General features: G+C 45.9%; 20 protein-coding genes, 1 tRNA gene and 1 rRNA gene. 17 read left to right on the forward strand and 5 right to left on the reverse strand.

The annotated features are described in order from the left end of the window. From rrf to tsaD, 6 genes are all read left to right on the forward strand, one after another. Window positions 1–107 (forward strand): 5S ribosomal RNA (gene rrf / locus BLQ32_RS07945); the annotation flags it as partial. Window positions 108–118: 11 nt separating this feature from the next. Next, window positions 119–191: transfer RNA gene (locus BLQ32_RS07950), tRNA-Asp, on the forward strand. Window positions 192–365: 174 nt separating this feature from the next. Next, window positions 366–821: a tRNA (adenosine(37)-N6)-threonylcarbamoyltransferase complex ATPase subunit type 1 TsaE gene (gene tsaE, locus BLQ32_RS07955; protein WP_074509926.1), complete on the forward strand. Its 456-nt coding sequence runs from the start codon at window positions 366–368 to the stop codon at window positions 819–821. Further along, window positions 818–1,513 carry a tRNA (adenosine(37)-N6)-threonylcarbamoyltransferase complex dimerization subunit type 1 TsaB gene (gene tsaB / locus BLQ32_RS07960; RefSeq protein WP_074509928.1) on the forward strand — a complete coding sequence of 232 codons (696 nt, stop codon included), beginning with the start codon at window positions 818–820 and terminating at the stop codon, window positions 1,511–1,513. The genes tsaE and tsaB overlap by 4 nt, the downstream gene beginning before the upstream one ends. Beyond that, window positions 1,510–1,965, forward strand: coding sequence for a ribosomal protein S18-alanine N-acetyltransferase (gene rimI, locus BLQ32_RS07965; RefSeq protein WP_036812136.1), 456 nt, complete (start codon window positions 1,510–1,512; stop codon window positions 1,963–1,965). Before tsaB ends, rimI begins: the two co-directional genes overlap by 4 nt. Further along, a complete protein-coding gene (tsaD, locus tag BLQ32_RS07970; RefSeq protein ID WP_074509930.1) occupies window positions 1,958–2,977 on the forward strand; it encodes a tRNA (adenosine(37)-N6)-threonylcarbamoyltransferase complex transferase subunit TsaD in 1,020 nt (339 codons plus the stop codon). The genes rimI and tsaD overlap by 8 nt, the downstream gene beginning before the upstream one ends. Before the next feature lie 409 nt (window positions 2,978–3,386). Here the strand turns inward: tsaD and BLQ32_RS07975 are convergent, their stop codons facing one another. Further along, complete coding sequence (locus BLQ32_RS07975) at window positions 3,387–5,327, reverse strand: ABC-F family ATP-binding cassette domain-containing protein (RefSeq protein ID WP_074509932.1); 1,941 nt, start codon at window positions 5,325–5,327, stop codon at window positions 3,387–3,389. A gap of 177 nt (window positions 5,328–5,504) precedes the next feature. On the opposite strand from BLQ32_RS07975, the gene BLQ32_RS07980 reads away from it, so the two are divergent. After that, window positions 5,505–6,137 carry a redox-sensing transcriptional repressor Rex gene (locus BLQ32_RS07980; RefSeq protein WP_036812144.1) on the forward strand — a complete coding sequence of 211 codons (633 nt, stop codon included), beginning with the start codon at window positions 5,505–5,507 and terminating at the stop codon, window positions 6,135–6,137. 54 nt (window positions 6,138–6,191) lie between these two features. On the opposite strand, the gene BLQ32_RS07985 is transcribed toward BLQ32_RS07980, so the two are convergent. Further along, the gene (locus BLQ32_RS07985; RefSeq protein ID WP_244890337.1) at window positions 6,192–6,977 is read right to left on the reverse strand and encodes a CPBP family intramembrane glutamic endopeptidase; all 786 of its coding nucleotides are present in this window, start codon (window positions 6,975–6,977) and stop codon (window positions 6,192–6,194) included. Between the two features lie 194 nt (window positions 6,978–7,171). Between BLQ32_RS07985 and groES the strand changes: the two genes are divergently transcribed. From groES to BLQ32_RS08025, 7 genes are all read left to right on the forward strand, one after another. Then, complete coding sequence (gene groES / locus BLQ32_RS07990) at window positions 7,172–7,456, forward strand: co-chaperone GroES (protein WP_036812147.1); 285 nt, start codon at window positions 7,172–7,174, stop codon at window positions 7,454–7,456. 115 nt (window positions 7,457–7,571) lie between these two features. Then, entirely contained in the window at window positions 7,572–9,203 is a 1,632-nt protein-coding gene (groL, locus tag BLQ32_RS07995; protein WP_074509934.1) for a chaperonin GroEL, read from the forward strand. 199 nt (window positions 9,204–9,402) lie between these two features. Beyond that, window positions 9,403–9,756, forward strand: a complete 354-nt coding sequence (locus tag BLQ32_RS08000; RefSeq protein WP_074509936.1) for a YolD-like family protein — start codon at window positions 9,403–9,405, stop codon at window positions 9,754–9,756. 564 nt (window positions 9,757–10,320) lie between these two features. Continuing rightward, a complete protein-coding gene (locus tag BLQ32_RS08010; protein WP_074509937.1) occupies window positions 10,321–11,295 on the forward strand; it encodes a tRNA dihydrouridine synthase in 975 nt (324 codons plus the stop codon). Between the two features lie 296 nt (window positions 11,296–11,591). Then, window positions 11,592–12,437, forward strand: coding sequence for a DegV family protein (locus BLQ32_RS08015; RefSeq protein ID WP_074509939.1), 846 nt, complete (start codon window positions 11,592–11,594; stop codon window positions 12,435–12,437). 274 nt (window positions 12,438–12,711) lie between these two features. Continuing rightward, entirely contained in the window at window positions 12,712–13,653 is a 942-nt protein-coding gene (locus BLQ32_RS08020; protein WP_074509940.1) for a sensor domain-containing diguanylate cyclase, read from the forward strand. Between the two features lie 398 nt (window positions 13,654–14,051). Then, window positions 14,052–14,819 carry an aquaporin gene (locus BLQ32_RS08025; protein ID WP_074509941.1) on the forward strand — a complete coding sequence of 256 codons (768 nt, stop codon included), beginning with the start codon at window positions 14,052–14,054 and terminating at the stop codon, window positions 14,817–14,819. Window positions 14,820–14,997: 178 nt separating this feature from the next. Here BLQ32_RS08025 and BLQ32_RS08030 read toward each other — a convergent pair whose 3' ends face one another. Next, window positions 14,998–15,585: a TetR/AcrR family transcriptional regulator gene (locus BLQ32_RS08030; RefSeq protein WP_074509942.1), complete on the reverse strand. Its 588-nt coding sequence runs from the start codon at window positions 15,583–15,585 to the stop codon at window positions 14,998–15,000. A 128-nt stretch (window positions 15,586–15,713) separates the two neighbouring features. Here BLQ32_RS08030 and BLQ32_RS08035 point away from each other — a divergent pair, with 128 nt between their 5' ends. The 3 genes from BLQ32_RS08035 to BLQ32_RS08045 all read left to right on the forward strand — a co-directional run bounded on the left by BLQ32_RS08035 (window position 15,714) and on the right by BLQ32_RS08045 (window position 17,568). Continuing rightward, on the forward strand, window positions 15,714–16,109 hold the full coding sequence (locus tag BLQ32_RS08035; RefSeq protein ID WP_074509943.1) for an MFS transporter permease: 396 nt from the start codon (window positions 15,714–15,716) through the stop codon (window positions 16,107–16,109). Window positions 16,110–16,270: 161 nt separating this feature from the next. Further along, on the forward strand, window positions 16,271–17,131 hold the full coding sequence (locus BLQ32_RS08040) for a glycerophosphodiester phosphodiesterase (RefSeq protein WP_074509944.1): 861 nt from the start codon (window positions 16,271–16,273) through the stop codon (window positions 17,129–17,131). Between the two features lie 227 nt (window positions 17,132–17,358). Next, window positions 17,359–17,568 carry a hypothetical protein gene (locus BLQ32_RS08045; protein WP_036802011.1) on the forward strand — a complete coding sequence of 70 codons (210 nt, stop codon included), beginning with the start codon at window positions 17,359–17,361 and terminating at the stop codon, window positions 17,566–17,568. 161 nt (window positions 17,569–17,729) lie between these two features. On the opposite strand, the gene BLQ32_RS08050 is transcribed toward BLQ32_RS08045, so the two are convergent. Both BLQ32_RS08050 and BLQ32_RS08055 read right to left on the reverse strand, forming a co-directional pair. Further along, window positions 17,730–18,308, reverse strand: a complete 579-nt coding sequence (locus BLQ32_RS08050) for a hypothetical protein (RefSeq protein ID WP_074509945.1) — start codon at window positions 18,306–18,308, stop codon at window positions 17,730–17,732. 36 nt (window positions 18,309–18,344) lie between these two features. After that, complete coding sequence (locus BLQ32_RS08055) at window positions 18,345–19,898, reverse strand: hypothetical protein (protein ID WP_175557090.1); 1,554 nt, start codon at window positions 19,896–19,898, stop codon at window positions 18,345–18,347. Between the last annotated feature and the right edge of the window lies 1 nt (window position 19,899).

The raw sequence follows: 19,899 nt of genomic DNA on the forward strand, positions 1-19,899 counted from the left end.
GATGGCAAAGAGGCCACACCCGTTCCCATCCCGAACACGGAAGTTAAGCTCTTTTGCGCCGATGGTAGTTGGGGGTTTCCCCCTGTGAGAGTAGGACGTCGCTGGTCTGTTTTTTTTTGGTCCCGTGGTGTAGCGGTTAACATGCCTGCCTGTCACGCAGGAGATCGCCGGTTCGATCCCGGTCGGGACCGTATTTCAAGAATAAACACAGCGATCCCGCTGTGTTTATTTTTTTTGTGTTTCTATCGCTAATCAGAAAATAATAATGGGTTCTTATGCCAAATGGGCTTTTGAAGAAAGATATTTTGATTTACTGCTATTTCTTCGCTAAACTATGTTAAGACTCAAACGAGGTGACACGCTAAATGATGTATACAATAGAAGTTAATTCTCCAGAAGAAACGGAAGAATTTGCAGCCAAACTTGCGGGCTTTCTGCAGCCGCAGGACCTTTTGACATTGGAAGGAGACCTGGGCGCCGGAAAGACGACGTTCACAAAAGGGCTCGCCAAAGGGCTCGGAATTGAACGGATGGTGAATAGCCCGACGTTTACGATCTTAAAGCAATATGAAGGGGACTTGGATCTAAACCATTTTGATGTCTATCGTTTAGAAAACAGCGATGAAGATATCGGTTTTGAAGAGCTTTTCGAAAGCGAAGCAGTTTCCGTGGTTGAATGGGCCTCCTTTATTGACGAGTACTTACCGAAAGAACGGCTGGAAATCATCATTACCCGGCAGGCTGAAGAGAGCCGGAGCATTGAGCTTCATCCCATTGGCAGCCGTTATGAAACTTTGTGCAAGGAGCTAAACTTATCATGATTTATTTAGGCATCGATACATCAAATTCTCCATCAGCCATTGCGCTGATGTCAGACGATACCGTTCTAATAGAGGAAATCACCAACTTAAAAATCAATCATTCGTTGACAGCCATGCCGGCTATTGAAGAAATGATGAAGAAGGCCAAAATTGCTCCGAAAGATTTAACCCATATTGCGGTGGCTGAAGGACCGGGTTCTTACACCGGCGTCCGCATTGGCCTGACCATTGCCAAGACGCTTGCCTGGTCATTAAAATTGCCTTTGCATATGGTTTCAAGTTTAAAAGTACTGGCAGCAAACGGCCAGTATTTTGACGGGCTGATTTGTCCGGTTATGGATGCGCGCCGCGGCACGGCTTTTACTGCGTTATACGACGGGGAAACCCTGGAGCCGGTCATTGAGGATCAGCACAGCCATTTCAAGGAGTTTTTAATAAAAGCCGAAGCATTGGGCAAACCGGTATTGTTTACAGGGATTGATGTTTCCATCCACGAAGAAACCATTCGGGAAGTATTGGGCAGCCGGGCATTTTTCACGGCGCCTCAAAACCGTTTGCCGCGTGCTGTGAATCTGATCATGCTGGCGAAAGAAGTTCCGGCAGCAGATATCCATCACGCCGTTCCGGAGTATCAACGCATTACGGAAGCTGAAGCGAATTATATCAAAAGCCAGGAAGGGCAAAACTCATGAGCGAAGATGTGATTTTCCGCAAAATGACGGTAAAAGACATTGATGAAGTGTACGAAATTGAAAAACTTTCGTTTACCTTGCCTTGGACAAAAGAATCGTTTTACTATGAAATGCTGCATAACGAAAACGCCTATTACGTGGTTGCGGAAACCGAAAAAGGAATTGTCGGCTATTGCGGGATGTGGCTCATCATAGATGAAAGCCATGTGACGAATATTGCGATCCTTCCAGACCAACGCGGCAAAAAATTAGGCGAACGCTTGATGCGGGCAGCGATAGAGATTGCAAAAGCGCACGGCGCGGTGCTGATGACCTTAGAAGCGAGAGTCAGCAATCATGTGGCGCAAAATCTGTACCGGAAATTAGGATTTCAAAATGGTGGCATCCGGAAACGGTATTATACCGATAACCTGGAAGATGCCATAGTGATGTGGGTGAATTTTAATGAGTAAAGATATTTATGTATTGGGAATTGAAACCAGCTGCGACGAAACAGCCGCTTCCATTGTGAAAAATGGACGGGAAATCATTTCAAATGTCGTAGCTTCACAAATCGACAGCCATAAACGCTTTGGCGGAGTGGTGCCTGAAATCGCTTCACGCCATCATGTGGAACAGATTACACTGGTAATCGAAGAAGCGCTTCAGCGCGCTCAGATGGAGCCGCAAGAGCTGGATGCAGTAGCAGTAACGGAAGGGCCGGGATTGGTCGGTGCATTGTTGATCGGCGTTAATGCAGCAAAGGCATTTGCGTTTGCCAACAGCCTGCCGCTTGTCGGCGTCCATCATATCGCCGGGCATATCTATGCCAACCGCTTAGAGCAGGAAATGGAATTTCCTTTGCTTGCCTTAGTCATTTCCGGCGGCCATACGGAACTGGTCTATATGAAAGAACATGGCAGTTTTGAAGTGATCGGGGAAACGCGTGATGATGCAGCAGGGGAAGCGTATGACAAAGTGGCAAGAACCTTGAATCTGCCTTATCCAGGCGGGCCCCATATTGACCGCTTGGCGCACGCCAGCGACGGTGCCATTGATTTTCCGCGGGTATGGCTTGAAGAAGGATCGTATGATTTCAGTTTCAGCGGTTTAAAATCTGCTGTGCTGAATTATATGCACAATGCCAAGCAGCGCGGAGAAGTGGTTCTGCCTGAGCACGTCGCTGCCGGGTTTCAAAACAGTGTCGTCGAAGTGGTAACAGCGAAAGCGCTGCGTGCTGCAAAAGAGTACAAGGTGCGCCAAGTCATCGCAGCAGGGGGCGTGGCTGCCAACAAAGGGCTCAGAACGTCTCTATCCGGAGCGTTTGAACAGCAAGGCATTCCGTTCTTCATCCCGCCTCTTTCCTTGTGTACGGATAACGCAGCTATGATTGCAGCAGCTGGCACCGTCATGTTCGAAAAAGGCCTTACAGGAAATATGGCGATGAACGGCCGGCCAGGAATGGTCTTGTCTTCCTGGGGATAAAATTATTTGCCCTGTGGAAAGCCGATCTGTCTCAATAAACTATTAAAGTTCAAAAAAAGCGCAGTTGCTTCCTGAAAAGGAATGCCAACTGCGCTTTTTTTCTGTTTTCAGATTATTTATTACACAAAAAATCCGTTCGTTGTCAATAGAGAACATTTGTACTTATGCACAATTTGTGCATAACATGTTCATAACTTTCTGAAAAACACCCTTATTTCTATATCTTGTGTACTAGTTAGGGGAAAACTTTGTGGACAATAATTAAATTGCCTGTGGATAATGTGGAAAAGCCTGTTGATAGTTGATTTAATAAGAGGAGACATGTGCGCAACTTTGTGGAAACAAAAATTTACGGAAAAGGTATTGACCTATATATAGAAAAAGAAAAACCGCATACAATAGTATGCGGTTAACTGTGGACTTTTTCAAGCTTTTCTTGCAATTCGAGCCAAAATAACATTTTTTCTTCGTGCGCTTCTTTCAGCTCGTCCAACTGGCTTTGGAGCGGCAAGACCTTCTCGTGGTCCTGGAAAATTTCAGGCTGGCACAGCAATTCCTCGACTTCGGCGATTTGCTGATCGAGCTGCTCCATTTCCTGTTCGGTTTCTTCGGATTGGCGCAGCAGCTGGCGTTCCAGTTTTTTAGCTTCTTTGTTGATCTGGGAGGTGGTGGCAACGGGAACTGTCTTTGTGACGGTTGCTTTTTCTGCATCTTCCAATGCCTGCAGCTCTTCGGTCTCCAGTTTCTTTTCCACGTAATAGTCGTAGTTGCCCAAATACTCGGTCGTGCCGTCACGGGTCAATTCCACGACTTTTGTCGACAGGCGGTTCATGAAGTAACGGTCGTGGGAAACGAAAAGAATAGTGCCCGGATAATCGAGCAGGGCGTTTTCCAGCACTTCTTTGCTGTCGAGGTCCAAGTGGTTGGTCGGCTCATCCAAAAGCAGCACATTGGCTTTTTGCATCATCAGCTTAGCGAGTGCCACACGGGCTTTTTCGCCGCCTGACAGTGTAGAAATCGGTTTTAATACGTCGTCTCCGGTAAACAGGAAGCGGCCCAGAATGCCGCGGATGTCTTTTTCGTTAACGTGCGGATAGTCATCCCATAATTCATTCAGAACAAGCTTATTGCCTTTTAAGTTGGCTTGTTCCTGGTCGTAGTAGCCGAACTGGATGCCGGTGCCGTAGTGGATGGTTCCGGCAAGCGGCTCTAACTCTTTCATGATGGTTTTCAGCAAAGTCGACTTGCCGACGCCGTTAGGGCCGACAAGCGCCAGGCTGTCCTGGCGGTACAATTTCATAACGATGTTTTGCGAAACGGGCTGGCCGCCGTAGCCAATGGCGAGCGACTGGACATTCAGCACGTCGTTGCCGCTTTGCTTTGCAATGGTGAAACCGAAGCGGGCGGATTTCTCGTCGCCGTCCGGAGCATCCATCCAGTCGGTTTTCTCAAGCACCCGCCGGCGGCTTTGCGCCATTTTGGTAGTGGAAGCCCGGACAAGGTTGCGCTGGACATAATCTTCGAGCTTCGCTTTTTCGCTTTGCTGCTTCTCAAACTGCTTTAAGTCGAGTTCGTATTGTTTCGCTTTTTCGTCGAGGTAGCGGCTGTAGTTGCCTGTGTACTTTTTAACGCGGTGGCGCGATACTTCGTAGACAAGCGTTACGACTTGATCGAGGAAGTAGCGGTCATGCGAAACGATGAGAATCGCACCCGGGTAGTTCTTCAAGTAGTTCTCAAGCCAGCTCAGCGTTTCAATATCCAAGTGGTTCGTCGGCTCATCGAGAATTAGGAGCTGGGGTTTGCTAAGTAAAAGCTTCGCCAGCATCAGGCGTGTTTTCTGGCCGCCGGATAACGACACCACTTTTTTATCGTAGTCTTCCGGATAAAATTTCATGCCGTGGAGAATGGCGCGTGTATCGGCTTCAAACTGGTAGCCGCCCGCATCCTTGAAATCATGCTGCAAAGTATCGTATTCTTTCATGACTTTTTCGTATTGGACGGCATCGTCGTAGACAGCTGGATCGGCCATTTGAGCTTCCAGTTCCCGGAGTTTTGCTTCCTGTTCACGGAAATGACTAAAAATCGTCATCATTTCGTCCCAGATGGTCGCTTCCGATTCGAGGTCGGTTTGCTGTTCCAAATAACCGATGGTCAGATCTTTCGGCATGATGATATCGCCGCTATCGTATGACATTTCACCGGAAATGATCTTCAGCAAAGTCGACTTTCCTGCGCCGTTGCGGCCCACGAGTGCAACGCGGTCGCGGTGTTGGACTTCCAGTTTGACGCCGGCGAGAATCTCATCGGCGCCGAACGATTTATGGACTTGGTTAACTTGTAATACAATCATGTGGGTCACCTCTATTCCTCTTAAGTGTAGCTGATGGGCGTATTGTTCGCAATCAAGCCAGCTTTACATATCGAGCCGCCTCAGGTAAGATAAAATCGATTTGATTCAGCATTCATAGACGCGGGGAAAAAGAGAATCCCCAATGAGTTTTTAGACGACCGCAGGAGGTAACGTTGCATGTTACACGAACCATCAAAAATTCCACAAGCCACTACGAAACGGTTGCCGCTTTATTACCGCTTCCTCCAGAATTTCGCGAATGCCGGGCAAAAACGGATTTCTTCGCAGGAATTAAGTGAAGCGATGAAAATCGATTCGGCCACAATACGCCGCGACTTTTCCCATTTAGGTGCACTGGGCAAAAAAGGGTACGGCTATGACGTTCAGGACTTATTGGCGTTTTTCCGCAAAACACTCGACCAGGATGAAGCGACCAATGTGGCGCTGATCGGCGTCGGGAACTTGGGAAGCGCATTTTTAAAGTATAATTTCCAGCGCAATCACAACACGAAAATCGTGCTGGCGTTCGATTCGAATTCACCTCTTGAAGGCGAGAAAATCAGCGAAATCGATACATTCCATCCCGACCGGATCGAAGAGAAAATCGAGGAATACGGGATTGAACTGGTGATTTTGACGGTTCCTTCGCGCTCGGCCCAGGAAGTTACGGACCGCTTGGCGAAAACGAACATTAAAGGCATCTTAAACTTTACGCCTGTCCGCATTTCAGTGCCGGACCACATCCGCGTGCAGACCATCGATTTATCGGTCGAACTGCAGACCTTGATCTACCAAATCAAACAGCATTGAAAAAACCTTCCGCCGAAACGAGTTCGGGGAAGGTTTTTTTATTGGCGAGTTTTTTCACTGCATCTGTTCAAGCTGTTTCAGGAAATTTTCGAGTTTTTCCATGTTTAATTGCGCAATCATGACAAAGCCGTTGAGCATCACGTGGGCTATGATCGGCGTAATGATCCGCTTCGTTTTCTGGTAAAGGAAAGCGAGCACAAGGCCGGTCGAGAAGTAAATCAGCAAATGGCTGAATTCCAAGTGCACAGCGGCGAACACGAGCGCGCTGACCGCGGTGGCGAGAAAGAAATTGGTGGTCTGGTTCAAGGAACCGAATACCACCCGGCGGAACACAAGCTCTTCCAGTACGGGTCCAAAAAAGACAACCGCCAGAAGCGCCCACGGGACGACTTCAACCAATTTGGTGATGGATGCGGTATTTTGAGATCCCGGAGCGATGCCGAACAATTCTACTTCTATCAGCGCCGCGATGATTTGGGCGAAGTAGACAAGGAAAAAGCCGAGTATACCCCAGCCGATTGCTTCAAGCAAACCGGCTTTTTTGCCTTTCCAAATATTGAAGAATTGCTTGTCCCGGAGAATAAGGATCATCGCTGCAATAAACCCGATGCCCATCGTCCAGACAATCAGCCAACCGGAAGTGCTGGCGGCCGCTGTCGCTTGGTCCATGCCTTGGCCGCGGAAATAATTAAGTGTCGGTGTTATAAATAAAATCGGTGCAAGCTGCACAGCGATAAAAATCAACAGGATATAAAGCGGCGTTCTTTTGCCTTTTCGGCTCGCTTTGACACTGTACTTGGAGCGGCCTGTATCGGCTTTTGCTTTAATATTCATTTTCATAAAGCGGATTTCCTTTCGTTTAACAGATTACTTTCATTGTAGAGGTTTCAAATCGGAACCGCAAAGAATAAAAAAAAGTGAATGTTTAGACTTGCAAACGGCAATGGATTTTATTAAACTGAGAAGTGGGTTAGCACTCTAGGTGTTAGAGTGCTAATGTGGAATATTTAGATAATCTGAGGAGGGTGTTTCAATTGTTAAGACCATTAGGAGATCGCGTTATTATTGAGCTTATCGAAGCAGAAGAAAAGACTTCAAGCGGAATCGTATTGCCGGGTTCGGCACAGGAAAAACCGCAGGAAGGCAAAGTGATCGCTGTAGGTAATGGAGTTATCCGTGACAATGGACAGCGCACTGAACTGGAAGTCCAAGAAGGCGACCGGATTATCTTCTCAAAATACGCAGGCACTGAACTTAAATATGAAGGCAAAGAATATTTGATCTTACGCGAAAACGATATTTTAGCGGTATTGGGCTAAAAATAGAAGTTGATATTCCGCAAAACAGCTTTGCTTTCCCGCGGGAGTCTCCGCTGTTTTGCTCCATATCATGACTTAAAATACTTGGTAATTAATATAGAGGAGGAAACTATTCATGGCTAAAGAAATTAAATTCAGCGAAGATGCACGCAGTTTGATGGCTGCTGGTGTTGATAAATTAGCAGATGCAGTAAAAGTGACGCTTGGGCCAAAAGGGCGCAACGTGGTACTTGAGAAGAAATTCGGTTCACCTCTTATCACCAACGACGGTGTGACGATTGCAAAAGAAATCGAGCTTGAAAATGCATTTGAAAACATGGGTGCGAAATTGGTAGCTGAAGTCGCTTCTAAAACGAACGACATCGCAGGTGACGGTACGACAACTGCAACGGTTCTGGCGCAAGCTATGATCCGTGAAGGCTTGAAGAACGTAACTGCAGGCGCTAACCCTGTCGGCATCCGCCGCGGGATTGAAATGGCTGTAGAAAGCGCTGTTGAAGGCTTGAAAGCTGTTTCCCAGCAAATCGAAGGCAAAGAATCGATTGCGCAAGTTGCAGCGATTTCTTCTGGAGACGCTGAAGTCGGAAACTTGATCGCTGAAGCAATGGAGCGCGTTGGCAACGACGGCGTTATCACTTTGGAAGAATCACGCGGCTTCACAACTGAACTGGATGTAGTCGAAGGGATGCAATTCGACCGCGGATACCAGTCTCCTTACATGGTAACGGATTCCGAGAAAATGGAAGCTGTCCTGGACAACCCATTCATCTTGGTAACAGATAAGAAAATCGGCAACATTCAGGAAATTCTTCCTGTGTTGGAGCAGGTTGTACAACAAAGCAAACCGCTGTTGATCGTTGCGGAAGACGTTGAAGGCGAAGCCCTTGCTACATTAGTAGTGAACAAATTGCGTGGAACATTCAATGCAGTGGCTGTTAAAGCTCCTGGATTCGGTGACCGCCGCAAAGCGATGCTTGAAGACATTGCAACATTGACTGGCGCTGAAGTGATCACGGAAGATCTTGGCCTTGAGCTGAAATCAACGAACATCACACAACTTGGCCGCGCTTCTAAAGTGGTTGTTTCGAAAGAAAACACCACCATCGTTGAAGGTGCCGGAGACCAGAAGAACATTGTGGCTCGCGTATCGCAAATCCGCAGCCAATTGGAAGAAACAACTTCTGAATTTGATAAAGAGAAATTGCAGGAGCGTCTGGCAAAACTTGCGGGCGGCGTTGCAGTCATCAAAGTCGGAGCAGCTACTGAAACTGAGTTGAAAGAACGCAAACTTCGCATTGAAGATGCATTGAACGCAACTCGCGCAGCAGTTGAAGAAGGCATCGTTGCCGGCGGCGGTACTGCGCTTGTCAACGTATACAACAAAGTAGCTGAACTTCTTGAAACACAAGAAGGCGACATTGCTACAGGCGTTAACATCGTTCTTCGTGCTTTGGAAGAGCCGGTTCGCCAAATCGCAACAAACGCAGGCCTTGAAGGATCGATCATCGTTCACCGCCTGAAATCAGAAGAAGTCGGCATCGGCTTCAACGCAGCTAACGGCCAATGGGTCAACATGCTTGCAGAAGGAATCGTTGACCCAACGAAAGTGACGCGTTCAGCACTACAAAACGCAGCTTCTGTTGCGGCTATGTTCCTGACAACTGAAGCAGTTGTTGCAGACATCCCAGAACCAGCAGCACCAATGGGCGGAATGCCTGATATGGGCGGTATGGGCGGCATGATGTAATATACATCCCGAAAACCTCGGCAAACCGAGGTTTTCGGTTTTTTTGTTTTGTGGTGTCACAAAAAATAAATGAAATTCATCCTAAAAAGATAGCCAATAAAATGGCTGTCTTTTTATTTGTTTAAATAGGATTGTTAATGGAAAAGAGGTGGTATAGAATAGGAACAAGTGTTCTTATTTAGATTAGGAGGCAATGGGGATGGAAATTAATCAACAATTAAGGGTCATTAAGGACCGGGGAACCATCAAGTGGCAAGGCATGTTGTTAAATGAACCTGTAAAAATGCGGCGTGAAGAAGTGGAAGAAGATAAACCAATGCCTCAACCGAAATTGGACGCTTATGACCTGCAGCTGATCGAGGAAGAATTGGAATCGGCCCTTAAACGCCGATGCAATGTCATTATCCATACGTGGAAGGAAGGCAAAGTGACCAGGCACTATGGCACGATTTTAAGTATTGATCGGGATGCCTGCATCCTTACTTATGCAGATCCATTTAAAGACCGAACATTAAATCCAGATGAGATTGTGTCGGTAAATATTGTTGAGTAAAAAAAGACTCCCCCTATGCATTCATTACAGGAGGCAGAGGGGGATGCCTAAAAATGATGCTTTAATTTACATGGCTAAAGAAGCGCAGCAGCAATCTTGGGATGAATAAAAGAACATTCCAGATGATACTAAATATGATTTCAAAAACTAATGTGAAACTAAACTCCGTGAATAATTCCACAAACCAATTGTCTCTTAGTTTCTTTTTCTTTTTCTCAATCTCCATGATCAGCACTCCGTTTCCTTTATAAATTCTGCTGCAGCAAATCTCTTTATTAAGAGTATTCATCGTGAAATCCTATTTCTTCCAGTATACTTGATATCGCAAAACCAGCGATATATAGAAATGAAATTTTTTGCTTACTCAAACTGCAGCTATACATCGATGGACAAATCGCGCCGCTTTCCACAATCGCACGAGTCATGTAAACTAGTTAAAGTTAATGGGAAATAAAGTGGCAGCACAACGAAAATTGATATTTTTATTTTGAAGATAGATGCAGAGAAGATGATTGGATGAAGGGCTCATTCTTCGTCCCGCAACGAAAGGATTGGAAGTTAGAGATGACAGAGAATTTTTGGCTCGATTTGCCGCGGCCGTTTTTTATTCTGGCGCCAATGGAAGAAGTCACGAATGTGGTGTTTCGCAAAGTGGTGGCGAAAGCGGCTCGGCCGGATGTGTTTTTTACGGAGTTTACGAATACGGAAAGCTACTGCAACCCGGACGGGGTTTTCAGTGAAGAAGGGCGCTTAACGTTTGAAGAAGATGAACAGCCAATTGTCGCGCATATATGGGGAAACATTCCTGAGCAATTCCGGGAGATGAGCATCGGAATGGCGAAGCGGGGCTTTAAAGGCATCGACATCAATATGGGCTGTCCGGTAGGGAACGTGGCTGCGAAAGGCAAAGGAAGCGGCATGATCCGCTATCCCGACAATGCGGCGGAAGTCATCCAGGCCGCCAAAGCGGGCGGTTTACCAGTCAGTGTAAAGACGCGGCTTGGCTATACGGATGTCGAGGAGTGGAAAGGCTGGCTGACCCATGTCTTGGAACAGGATATCGCCAATTTATCGATCCACCTGCGCACCAAGAAAGAAATGAGCGCTGTCCCGGCGCACTGGGAACTGATTCCGGAAATTAAGAAGCTCCGGGACGAAGTAGCGCCTCATACCTTATTGACGATTAACGGAGATATTCCGGATTACCAAACCGGTGTGGAACTTGCCGAAAAATACGGCATTGACGGTGTTATGATCGGCCGTGGGATTTTCCAGAATCCGTTCGCCTTTGAAAAAGAGCCGCGCGAGCACAGCTCTAAAGAAATGCTGGACCTGTTAAAGCTGCACCTGGATTTGCATGACAAATATTCCACTGAAGAAGAGCCGCTGCCGTTCCGGCCGCTGCGCCGTTTCTTCAAGATTTATGTCAGTGAAATCCCGGACGCCGATGAATTGAGAAATCAATTGCTGAAAACGGATTCGACGGACGAAGTGCGGGCATTGCTTCAGGCGTTCGAGCAACGAATTGCTGTTCGTTGAATAAAGCAGGCTTCCATGAAGAGTCTAATTAGGTTCTTCATTAAACCGGGAGTGTTTTGTTTGCCGTTTAGGTCAACCCAATCGAGAAAGCCTTACACCATTTCAAGAAATCGGTGTAAGGCTTTTTATATTGCTGACGGATGGATAAGTAAGATAAGTTCAAATTATGTCTGCGCTTTCAAAAGATTGAGCTTATGTGACACCTGTCACTAGGCGCCCCCTTGCTTCCTCAGGTAAATTATCCGTAGCAGAAAGCTGCTTCCGATACGGAATTGCATTTAAAGGAGAATTTATTCATGAAGAAAATAGCTTGGATTACGGACACAGCAGCGCAGCTGGATGAAGCATTCATCGAAAAGCATGACGTGTATGTTCTGCCTCTTAGCGTCATTTTTGGGGACGGTGAATACAAGGAATCGATCGATCTGACACAAGAGGAATTTTACAGTAAATTGCGCTTGGCGAAAGTGTCGCCTAAAACATCGCAGCCTGCAATCGGCGAGATGCTTTCCTTGTATGAAAAACTGCAGTCGGAAGGATACGATTTTGCGATTGCTTTGCATTTATCCAGCGGACTTTCGGGCACATTTGCGACGGCACAATCTGCTGCAGAGATAGCGAATTTTAAAGTCTATCCGATTGACTCACTGATTGGATCATTTCCAATGGTGAAGATGATTGAGACTGGGTCTAAGCTGTTTTCAGAGGGCAATGAGGTAGAGGCAGTTGTCGCAACACTTAAAAGTATGGCGGCAAATTCCCATCTGTCCTTTATTCCATCAAGCCTGAACCAATTGCATAAAAGCGGGCGTGTGTCCGGGACGCAGGCATTTTTGAGCAATATCCTAAACATCAAATTGGTCATCACGTTTGAAGACGGCAAAACAGTCATGAAAGAGAAGGTCCGCTCGAACAAGCGGGCAAAAAACTCGGTCATGGATGCACTCCGTACAGATATGGCGGCGGGCAGCGTGCCCGAAGTGGCGGTTAATCACTGCAATAATGCCGCTGATGCAGAAAGCTGGAAGAATGAGCTCTTGCGGGAGTTTCCAGACCTAAAAGTCCAGGTGGTTCAGCTTAGTGTGTGCGTTGGAGTACATGCCGGAGAAGGGACGACTGGCTTAAGCTGGGTGGCTTATTGAGTTTGATGCCCCATTTCGAATACCAATATTTATAGAGATAGACCTGTGGATGAACACACTCGTTGAGTGCCAACCATCTGGCGTTCTGTCTTTATTGGGAAATTAAACTTTTGATGTTTTCATGGGCAATCCTTGGCACCAGTAAATACATCAAATAGAAGGAGAACCCTTAGTTTCCTATGTTAAACTTTAGGGAATAAAAATTATATTGAATTTCCGAAAAATGACATGCAAAATTATTGGTGAATTAAAGATGATGTAGATGAGGTGCTTTATGGGGATGACATTTCAAGAACTTCAGATGTATGCGAATTTTGAAGAGCTGTCCAGGGATGTCCTGGATCTGGCAAAAGAGATTTTGCCTGACCAATTGCTTTATTTGAGTTCGATCAACGGGACGCAGCAAATCATTTTAAAACTTTCGAGCGAAAAGTCAAAAATTCCGATGAGCGAAGGGATGACATTAAACCTTAACCAATCGCTGTGCAGCTTTGTGGATTTTGAAAAAAATCAGCCGGCAATTTTTGAAGATGTGCGGGAAGAGCACCGACTGGACGATTTAAGAAATGCGCTCGAAAAAGCCAATGTCCGGTCTTACTTGGGAATTCCTATTTCGCTTGGAAATGGCGAAAGGTTTGGAACCTTATGCGCCATCCATGATGAAAAAAGCCATTTTGATGAGAAGAGCGTCGGGCTGCTGCAGAGAATCGTACGGATGTTTTCTTATTACCTCAATCTTGAACGTTTTGCTTATCGAGATGCCTTGACTGACCTTTACAACAGACGCTATCTTTCCAATTTTTTTGAAGATCATCCTAAAGCGGAAGGCGTGATTTTCTTTCTTGACCTGGATGGTTTTAAAAAGGTGAACGATGTCCACGGCCATGATGCGGGGGACTTGGCATTAAAAGAAGTCGCTTTAAAGCTGCAGAAATTTGTGGCGGAGTATCAAGAAGCTTTTGCGGTTCGGTTAGGCGGCGATGAATTCGTCGTGCATTTCTCCAGTCTATCCAGCAAGGAAACAATGCAACAGCGGGCGGAGCAATTGCTCGACAGCTTAAGTACTTGGGATACGGGGTATGAGCTTTCCACCAGCATTGGAATTGTCACGTATACAGAAGATGGCATCTCCGATTTAAATGCACTGCTTAAAAACGCAGATGAGGCTTTGTATCGTGCCAAGCAGGCGGGAAAGAACACGTATAAGTTTTTTTAGCCGCGGAAATTGTTTTGCGTTTTCCGAAGCTTCAAAGCTTCCAATAAAAATAAGCAATGTTGATGAGTGCCTTCAAATGACAAAGAGCACTGCTTCCCAATGACGTGGAGCAGTGGTCTTTTTTTTTTATTTTCATTTTTTCATTGTATCCGTAATTTTAAAAGTTTCCCTGCATGCGAATCATAAATCATATTTAACGTTCCCCCGCAATAAACTGGATGGGCAATTGCCCCAACGTCGAATAGTTATGCGGGTGTTAGCCTTCTATATGGCTCTGAAAAAAAGGATATGATTTTTTATTAAATGATGGTTATGCTATAATAACTTGAAAGTTCTGATAATTTATATCTTTTTAGTTTCTTTTTAACGTAAAATCCATTTATGGAAGGAGAGAGAACATGAAAAAGTATTTGGCAGAATTTATCGGTACATTCATCTTAGTGTTCTTAGGGACAGGCACTGCGGTGGTTTTAGGCGGTTACACAGGAGGGACCGACACCGGATTTCTTGGAGTAGCGGCCATTGCCCTTGCTTTCGGTCTGTCGATTGTGGCAGCAGCTTATGCCATTGGCCACATTTCAGGGTGCCACGTGAACCCGGCGGTTTCGTTAGCTGTCTGGATGTCTGGAAATTTAACCACTAAAGAATTTGGCGGCTATGTCATTGCACAAGTAGTGGGTGCATTTGCAGGAAGCACGTTCCTTGCTTTCGTCATTGCCAATTCTACAAGCCTGGAAGGGTACGGGGCAAACGGCTACGGCGAATTGAGTGCAGTCGGCTTAAACTTGATCGGTGCGCTTGGCGTCGAAGTGATTCTTACTTTTATCTTCGTGTTAGCTATTTTAGGTGTAACTTCGAGCAAGGCAACTTCGCATATGGGCGGAATTGTCATCGGCTTAACCCTGACGCTGGTGCACATCATTGGCGTCCCGTTGACGGGCACCTCGGTCAACCCGGCAAGAAGCTTGGCTCCGGCCGTTTTTGCTGGCGGCGATGCACTGGCGCAGGTATGGGTGTTCTTACTCGCCCCTCTTGCCGGGGCAGCGCTTGCAGCCCTAGTCTTTAAATCATTCTTTACGGTAAAAGAAGAAACCGGACTTGAAGTAGCCGGTGATGAACGGCTTGACGGGGCTCGTGATTCCCGCCATGACAAAACGCGCAGATAAGCAAGAGGGGGCTGTCCAACAAGTCGAATAATAGACTTATTGGACAGCCCCTTTCTTTTAAAAAAGGGTGTGGTAATACTTTTGCTCCTGTCTCTGCATCGCTGCGCTAGCTTCGTCGCAAAGGGAGTTATCCCAAATTACTTTTGGGATAACTCCCTTTTTTATGGATCCGGAAGAATCACAAATTCTTAATAAAGAAGATGATTTGGATATACATTTCCGCCATTTCACTCGGCGTCTCGGCCAGCCCGTTTTCGAGCCATTGTTCGATCAAGCCAAGGAAAGCGGATGTGGCGAACGAAGACAGGTAATCTTGTGGTACAGCCACGCCTTTGAAAAAGTTTTCGTTTTTCATCATTTTATCCATAAAGTGCTCGACGAAAAATTGCTTGAGCCGTTTGTGAAAACCGATGTGGTTGTTTTCCCCCAGGAAGACTTGAAAGCGTTCGGCGTTCATCTGAATATAACGGAACACTTCCACCGCGTGCATCGAGATATTGCCTTTTTCTGCTTCTTCCAGCAGTACGTCCGGCTTGAGCCGTTCCAAATGCTTTTCGAGGTCCAGAAGCAAGCCTTCTTCCATTTGGTCCAGCAAATCGTATTTGTCCAAGTAATGCAGGTAAAAAGTGCCTCTGTTGATTTCTGCTGCCTCAGTGATATCCCGCACCGACACTTTCATGAAGTTCTTTTCCTTTAAAAGCTGCAGGAAGCTTTGCTGGATTTTCTCTTTTGTCTTTTCAACCATTTCGTCGTAAATCGAAGCCATTTGATTCCCTCCGGACCACTGAACAGTCACGCCTATTCTGTTTATTGCTTTCATTATAGCAGGGGCATAAAATTAAACCATACCAATCAACAGAGTGTTGAGTGGAATCTGCGGAATGGGTGATAAAGATGAAGAAATCATATATAGCGATGATTGTTGCGTTTTTGATTGGAGTCGGTATGTTGGCCAAAGGTTTTATATTCAATGAAGACATTAAAGTGTTTCTGCTGATTTTCTGGGGTATTGGGATGGCACTCGCGTTCTTGCGTCTCTTTGTAAATAATTCGATCAAGAAGATGAAAGGCAAGAGCTGGACGGTAAAAGTTGTGTTTTTTGCCGTATTGTTAGGATTCGGGTTGCCGTTCCAGTCCTGGTTCAGAAATGAAGTCTTGTTTAAAATGGATTCCGCTTACTTAGGCGGCAGTGTCCTGATGCTGGTAGTCGGCATGGTGTTCATGACCTTTTTCACTGGAATTGCAAAAGAGAAGTTTCAGTCTGCAAAGTTAGAGCCGTCGAACAGTTAACACTTTACGGCTGTATGTGAATGCAAGAGGCCAAGTAAATTCCAATTATATTATTTGTTACAAAAAATTATGTATTTTATTTACATTTCTTAATGGTTAATTAATATCCACTCCATATTCACTTCCTATAATAAGGGAGACATCAAATAAGGAGTGGTTAAATGAAACGGATCGTGACAATTTTAGTAGTAAGCCTGGCAGCAGCATCTTTCAGCGGACCTGTACTTGCGGCTGAACACGGAGAAGTGAGCAAAGTGATTTCGAAGCAGGAACAGCAAAAAATGGTGAACGTCGCACACCGAGGCGCTTCGGGGCATGCACCTGAAAACACGATGGGCGCTTTCCAAAAAGGTTTCGAAATGAAGGCAGATTACATTGAAATTGACGTTCAAATGACCAAAGACGGCGAGCTTGTCGTGATCCATGACACCACGGTTGACCGCACCACAAATGGAACGGGCAAAGTCGGCAGTTTAACGTTCGAGGAAATCAGGCAGCTGGATGCCGGCAGTTGGTTCAGCGAATCCTACGCGGGTGAGAAAGTTCCGACCTTTGAGGAAGTAATCGATGCGTTTCGCGGGAAAGTCGGCATTTTAATCGAGTTGAAAGCGCCGGAGCTTTATCCAGGAATGGAGAAGAAAATTGCGGATGCGTTGATGGAAAGAAACATGCATCTTTCGAACAACGGAAAAGTCATCCTGCAATCCTTTAACCACGAATCCATGAAGAAATCCAAAGAGCTGCTGCCGAATCTTCCTCACGGCGTTCTAGTAGGAGCGGGCTGGAAGAATGTAACGGAAGAACAACTGGCTCAGTTCGCTACGTATGCCGATTTTTTCAATCCGACGATGAGCATTGTAACGGATGAACTGGTCAGCGATGTCCACGAAGCGGAGATGAAGATTTACCCATACACTTCAAGAACCCAGGAACAAGCCTTGCGCCTATTCGATTTAAATGTAGATGGAATCATTACCGATTACACGGAACATGTCTACTACCATCCTGTAAAAAATAATTAACAGTAGAAAGCATCGGTGCAACAAGCCGGTGCTTTTTTTATTGCCGAATGGAGTCCGGGTATACAGCGGTGCAGCAGCGTGAAGTCAGGTCCGAAATTGTACAGTTGGATTAGGTTCTCCTTCTGTGCGCATCCGTGCTATAATGAAGAACTTAGGATGATGCCGGCATTTGCTCGAATTGAACGGATGGCGAACCGCCTACCAATAAACTATAGAGGTGTAAGAAAATGAATAAACGATGGACGATCGATAAAATCAGAGAATTTACAGAGAAAAACTCGGACAGCAAATTGCTGTCAACGGAATACCACGGATTTTCCCAGAAGCTGCTGTTCAAATGTTCGTGCGGCAATAACTTTGAAAAAACCTTCACGAAATTCAACAAGAACAACCAGCGCAAATGCGACGTATGCCAGCCGCCAAAAGAAGCACGTTGATCAAAAAGTACAGCGAAGCACCGGTTTCCATTTCATGGAGATTGGTGTTTTTTTATTAGAGGTGTAAAAATACATTTTCTATTGAAGAAAGCTGGTTAATTTAAAAACAAAAAGTGCTAGACGGTGTACAGGTTCATGTACAGGTCTAGCACTTTTTTTAATTAATGCTGATGGGTTTCTTCTAAGTTTTCGTTGTGTTCACTCGGAACATTGGTCCCAACCGCAATTCCTAAAAAGAGAAGGAGGCTTGTCCCGGCTACAATCAGCGTCAATTTGCCGAAACTTGGTTTCTTTAAATTGTTCCGGGCTTTTTGAGTTCCTGTTTCTTCTCCAATATGTTTGATCAACAGAACAACAACCAGTCCGGAAACCAGCATCAATACGAGGCTGAGGAGATAGATGAATTCCACAATGAGCATTTCTCCGAGCATGGCTCCCATCAGTCCGCCCATGACACCGCCCAACATTCCTTCAATGGCTGTCATGGAGTTGAACGTAGCGCCTAAGATCACACCGGTACTCATACCGACAATCAAAGACAGAATACAATTCACTGAAAAGGATTGAGTCAATGCGAGCATTGTCCCCATGATCAATCCATTCATCGTTCCAAGCGCCATTGCAGCAATCATAATGCTGTTGCAGGACACTTTTTCACGGACTGGAAGGATTCTGAAGTAGACAGCAGCAGTGAATGCTATTACGGCTGACAAGGCAATGAATTGTAAAAACAGTTCCATTCAATCCACGCTCCTATAACCACTCATTTTTATTTCTTAATGGCTGCAGCCGCATGAGCATGAGCCGTTGTCATTTTCTTTTTTGGTATCGCTGACTTTCGGCAAAAGCCATAACGGATTGTTGCAATATTTATGCTCCGCTCCGACCATGCTCATGAATAATGGATGGTAATTTTCACAGATGTTCAATTCTGTCAGGACCCAGTCTTCCGGATCTTTGGCATAATGCTCCCAATAATCTCCCCCCATGTTCAAGCCAGGGACCGCTGGAATCCAAGATTCAGACAATAAGATGTCCGGATCGCCGAATTTAGCCGCAATTTCACGAATTTCCGGATCATCGAGCGCCATTAAGTGGCCGTCTTGAATGATGGTTTCCGTCGTCCCATCCAGCATTTCGCAAGTCATCGTCGGGAAGTAAAGATGTACGTGCCAGTGGCCTACCGGTAAGCCTTGCTTGGCAGCTTCACGCTCGGCATGGCTTGAAATGATCGTGCCGAAGCCTAAATGGATAACGCCGCTGCGCATTCTTTCGTACAAGCAGTTCAGCCAGCCATTCAAGAAGTCTTTTCTTGGGCGGTGGATATGTGGGTTCGTCCCAATTGAAGCTTCCCACCATCTGAATAATCCTTGATCAGGGAAGCCGGGGTATTGCAGGTGGTCGGTTTCGGCTTTCAATTTACGGAGCTTGTCGCCGTACTCGCCGCCTTCGTGGATTTCTGTGATTTTTCCGTTCACCACTTCCATCTGAATCCATGGAACCGGACCGATATGGTTGCTCGTTCCGGCAATGACGCCAGTTGCATCTTCATTTGGCAAATACATCCAAGGACGTCCAAGAACATGGCCCGGCAAATTTGTTTTCCCGAATTCTTCATTGCCTTTCCAGAACTTGCTCACCAAATCCGGATTGAAAAATTCGCGGTTTTCATCGTAGTATTCCGCATGGTTTGTATATGTTAAATCAGTGCCTTCCGGATCTACGATATGGATGCGGCGTGAATTTCTGATTTTCTTCCATGTCCAGGCATCGATGGCTTCGATGATTTCATACGGAATCGTATGGGCAGGGGAGGCTGTGAGTTCTGGAGTGATAAACGGCATCCGCTGGATTTTGATTTTATTAGCTTTCAGTACCGGACCGCCGTAACCCCAAAGCAGTTTATCGTACTCGTCCGCTTCCTCCATTTCTTCCCATTCATCCATCCACTCAGCCAATTCTTTTGTTCGGGCTAAGTAGTATTCGACTTCGTTATGGCCTTTCCATTTGATGATTGGCCCTTTATCGATATGTTTGATTTCATATTTCGTATTGTATTTTTCCAAAATCATTTTACAGGCTTCGATGACCATTGGATCGTGCCAGTTATCGACTCTGAGCAGCACGCGTTCGCCCGGCTGAAGATCCCAGCCTGCATGCAAACCGTGGTTGTAAGGTCTTTTTGCAACCGCATCCAAAAACGGCAGCAAGTCTTCCGGACCGTCGATTTTTACCATAGGCGGACATCTCGGTTTTTGCTTGTTGATCAATGGAGGCGTATCGTATTTCGGTTTTCCTTTTACCACTTTTTCATTTTCTGAGATTTTCATT

Origin of the sequence: Planococcus glaciei (genome assembly GCF_900099655.1) — a bacterium.
GTDB lineage: Bacteria > Bacillota > Bacilli > Bacillales_A > Planococcaceae > Planococcus > Planococcus glaciei.

Bases quoted from the DNA above. Each gene is read 5' to 3' on its own strand.
- BLQ32_RS08030 (WP_074509942.1), bottom strand. From the start codon at position 15,585: ATGGCTTCGATTTACGACGAAATGGTTGAAAAGACAAAAGAGAAAATC.
- BLQ32_RS07985 (WP_244890337.1), bottom strand. From the start codon at position 6,977: ATGAAAATGAATATTAAAGCAAAAGCCGATACAGGCCGCTCCAAGTAC.
- BLQ32_RS08010 (WP_074509937.1), top strand. From the start codon at position 10,321: ATGACAGAGAATTTTTGGCTCGATTTGCCGCGGCCGTTTTTTATTCTG.
- BLQ32_RS08025 (WP_074509941.1), top strand. From the start codon at position 14,052: ATGAAAAAGTATTTGGCAGAATTTATCGGTACATTCATCTTAGTGTTC.
- BLQ32_RS08045 (WP_036802011.1), top strand. From the start codon at position 17,359: ATGAATAAACGATGGACGATCGATAAAATCAGAGAATTTACAGAGAAA.
- tsaB (WP_074509928.1), top strand. From the start codon at position 818: ATGATTTATTTAGGCATCGATACATCAAATTCTCCATCAGCCATTGCG.
- BLQ32_RS08055 (WP_175557090.1), bottom strand. From the start codon at position 19,898: ATGAAAATCTCAGAAAATGAAAAAGTGGTAAAAGGAAAACCGAAATAC.
- BLQ32_RS08050 (WP_074509945.1), bottom strand. From the start codon at position 18,308: ATGGAACTGTTTTTACAATTCATTGCCTTGTCAGCCGTAATAGCATTC.
- BLQ32_RS08015 (WP_074509939.1), top strand. From the start codon at position 11,592: ATGAAGAAAATAGCTTGGATTACGGACACAGCAGCGCAGCTGGATGAA.
- BLQ32_RS08035 (WP_074509943.1), top strand. From the start codon at position 15,714: ATGAAGAAATCATATATAGCGATGATTGTTGCGTTTTTGATTGGAGTC.
- BLQ32_RS07980 (WP_036812144.1), top strand. From the start codon at position 5,505: ATGTTACACGAACCATCAAAAATTCCACAAGCCACTACGAAACGGTTG.
- tsaE (WP_074509926.1), top strand. From the start codon at position 366: ATGATGTATACAATAGAAGTTAATTCTCCAGAAGAAACGGAAGAATTT.
- BLQ32_RS08000 (WP_074509936.1), top strand. From the start codon at position 9,403: ATGGAAATTAATCAACAATTAAGGGTCATTAAGGACCGGGGAACCATC.
- rimI (WP_036812136.1), top strand. From the start codon at position 1,510: ATGAGCGAAGATGTGATTTTCCGCAAAATGACGGTAAAAGACATTGAT.
- BLQ32_RS07975 (WP_074509932.1), bottom strand. From the start codon at position 5,327: ATGATTGTATTACAAGTTAACCAAGTCCATAAATCGTTCGGCGCCGAT.
- BLQ32_RS08020 (WP_074509940.1), top strand. From the start codon at position 12,712: ATGGGGATGACATTTCAAGAACTTCAGATGTATGCGAATTTTGAAGAG.
- BLQ32_RS08040 (WP_074509944.1), top strand. From the start codon at position 16,271: ATGAAACGGATCGTGACAATTTTAGTAGTAAGCCTGGCAGCAGCATCT.
- tsaD (WP_074509930.1), top strand. From the start codon at position 1,958: ATGAGTAAAGATATTTATGTATTGGGAATTGAAACCAGCTGCGACGAA.
- groL (WP_074509934.1), top strand. From the start codon at position 7,572: ATGGCTAAAGAAATTAAATTCAGCGAAGATGCACGCAGTTTGATGGCT.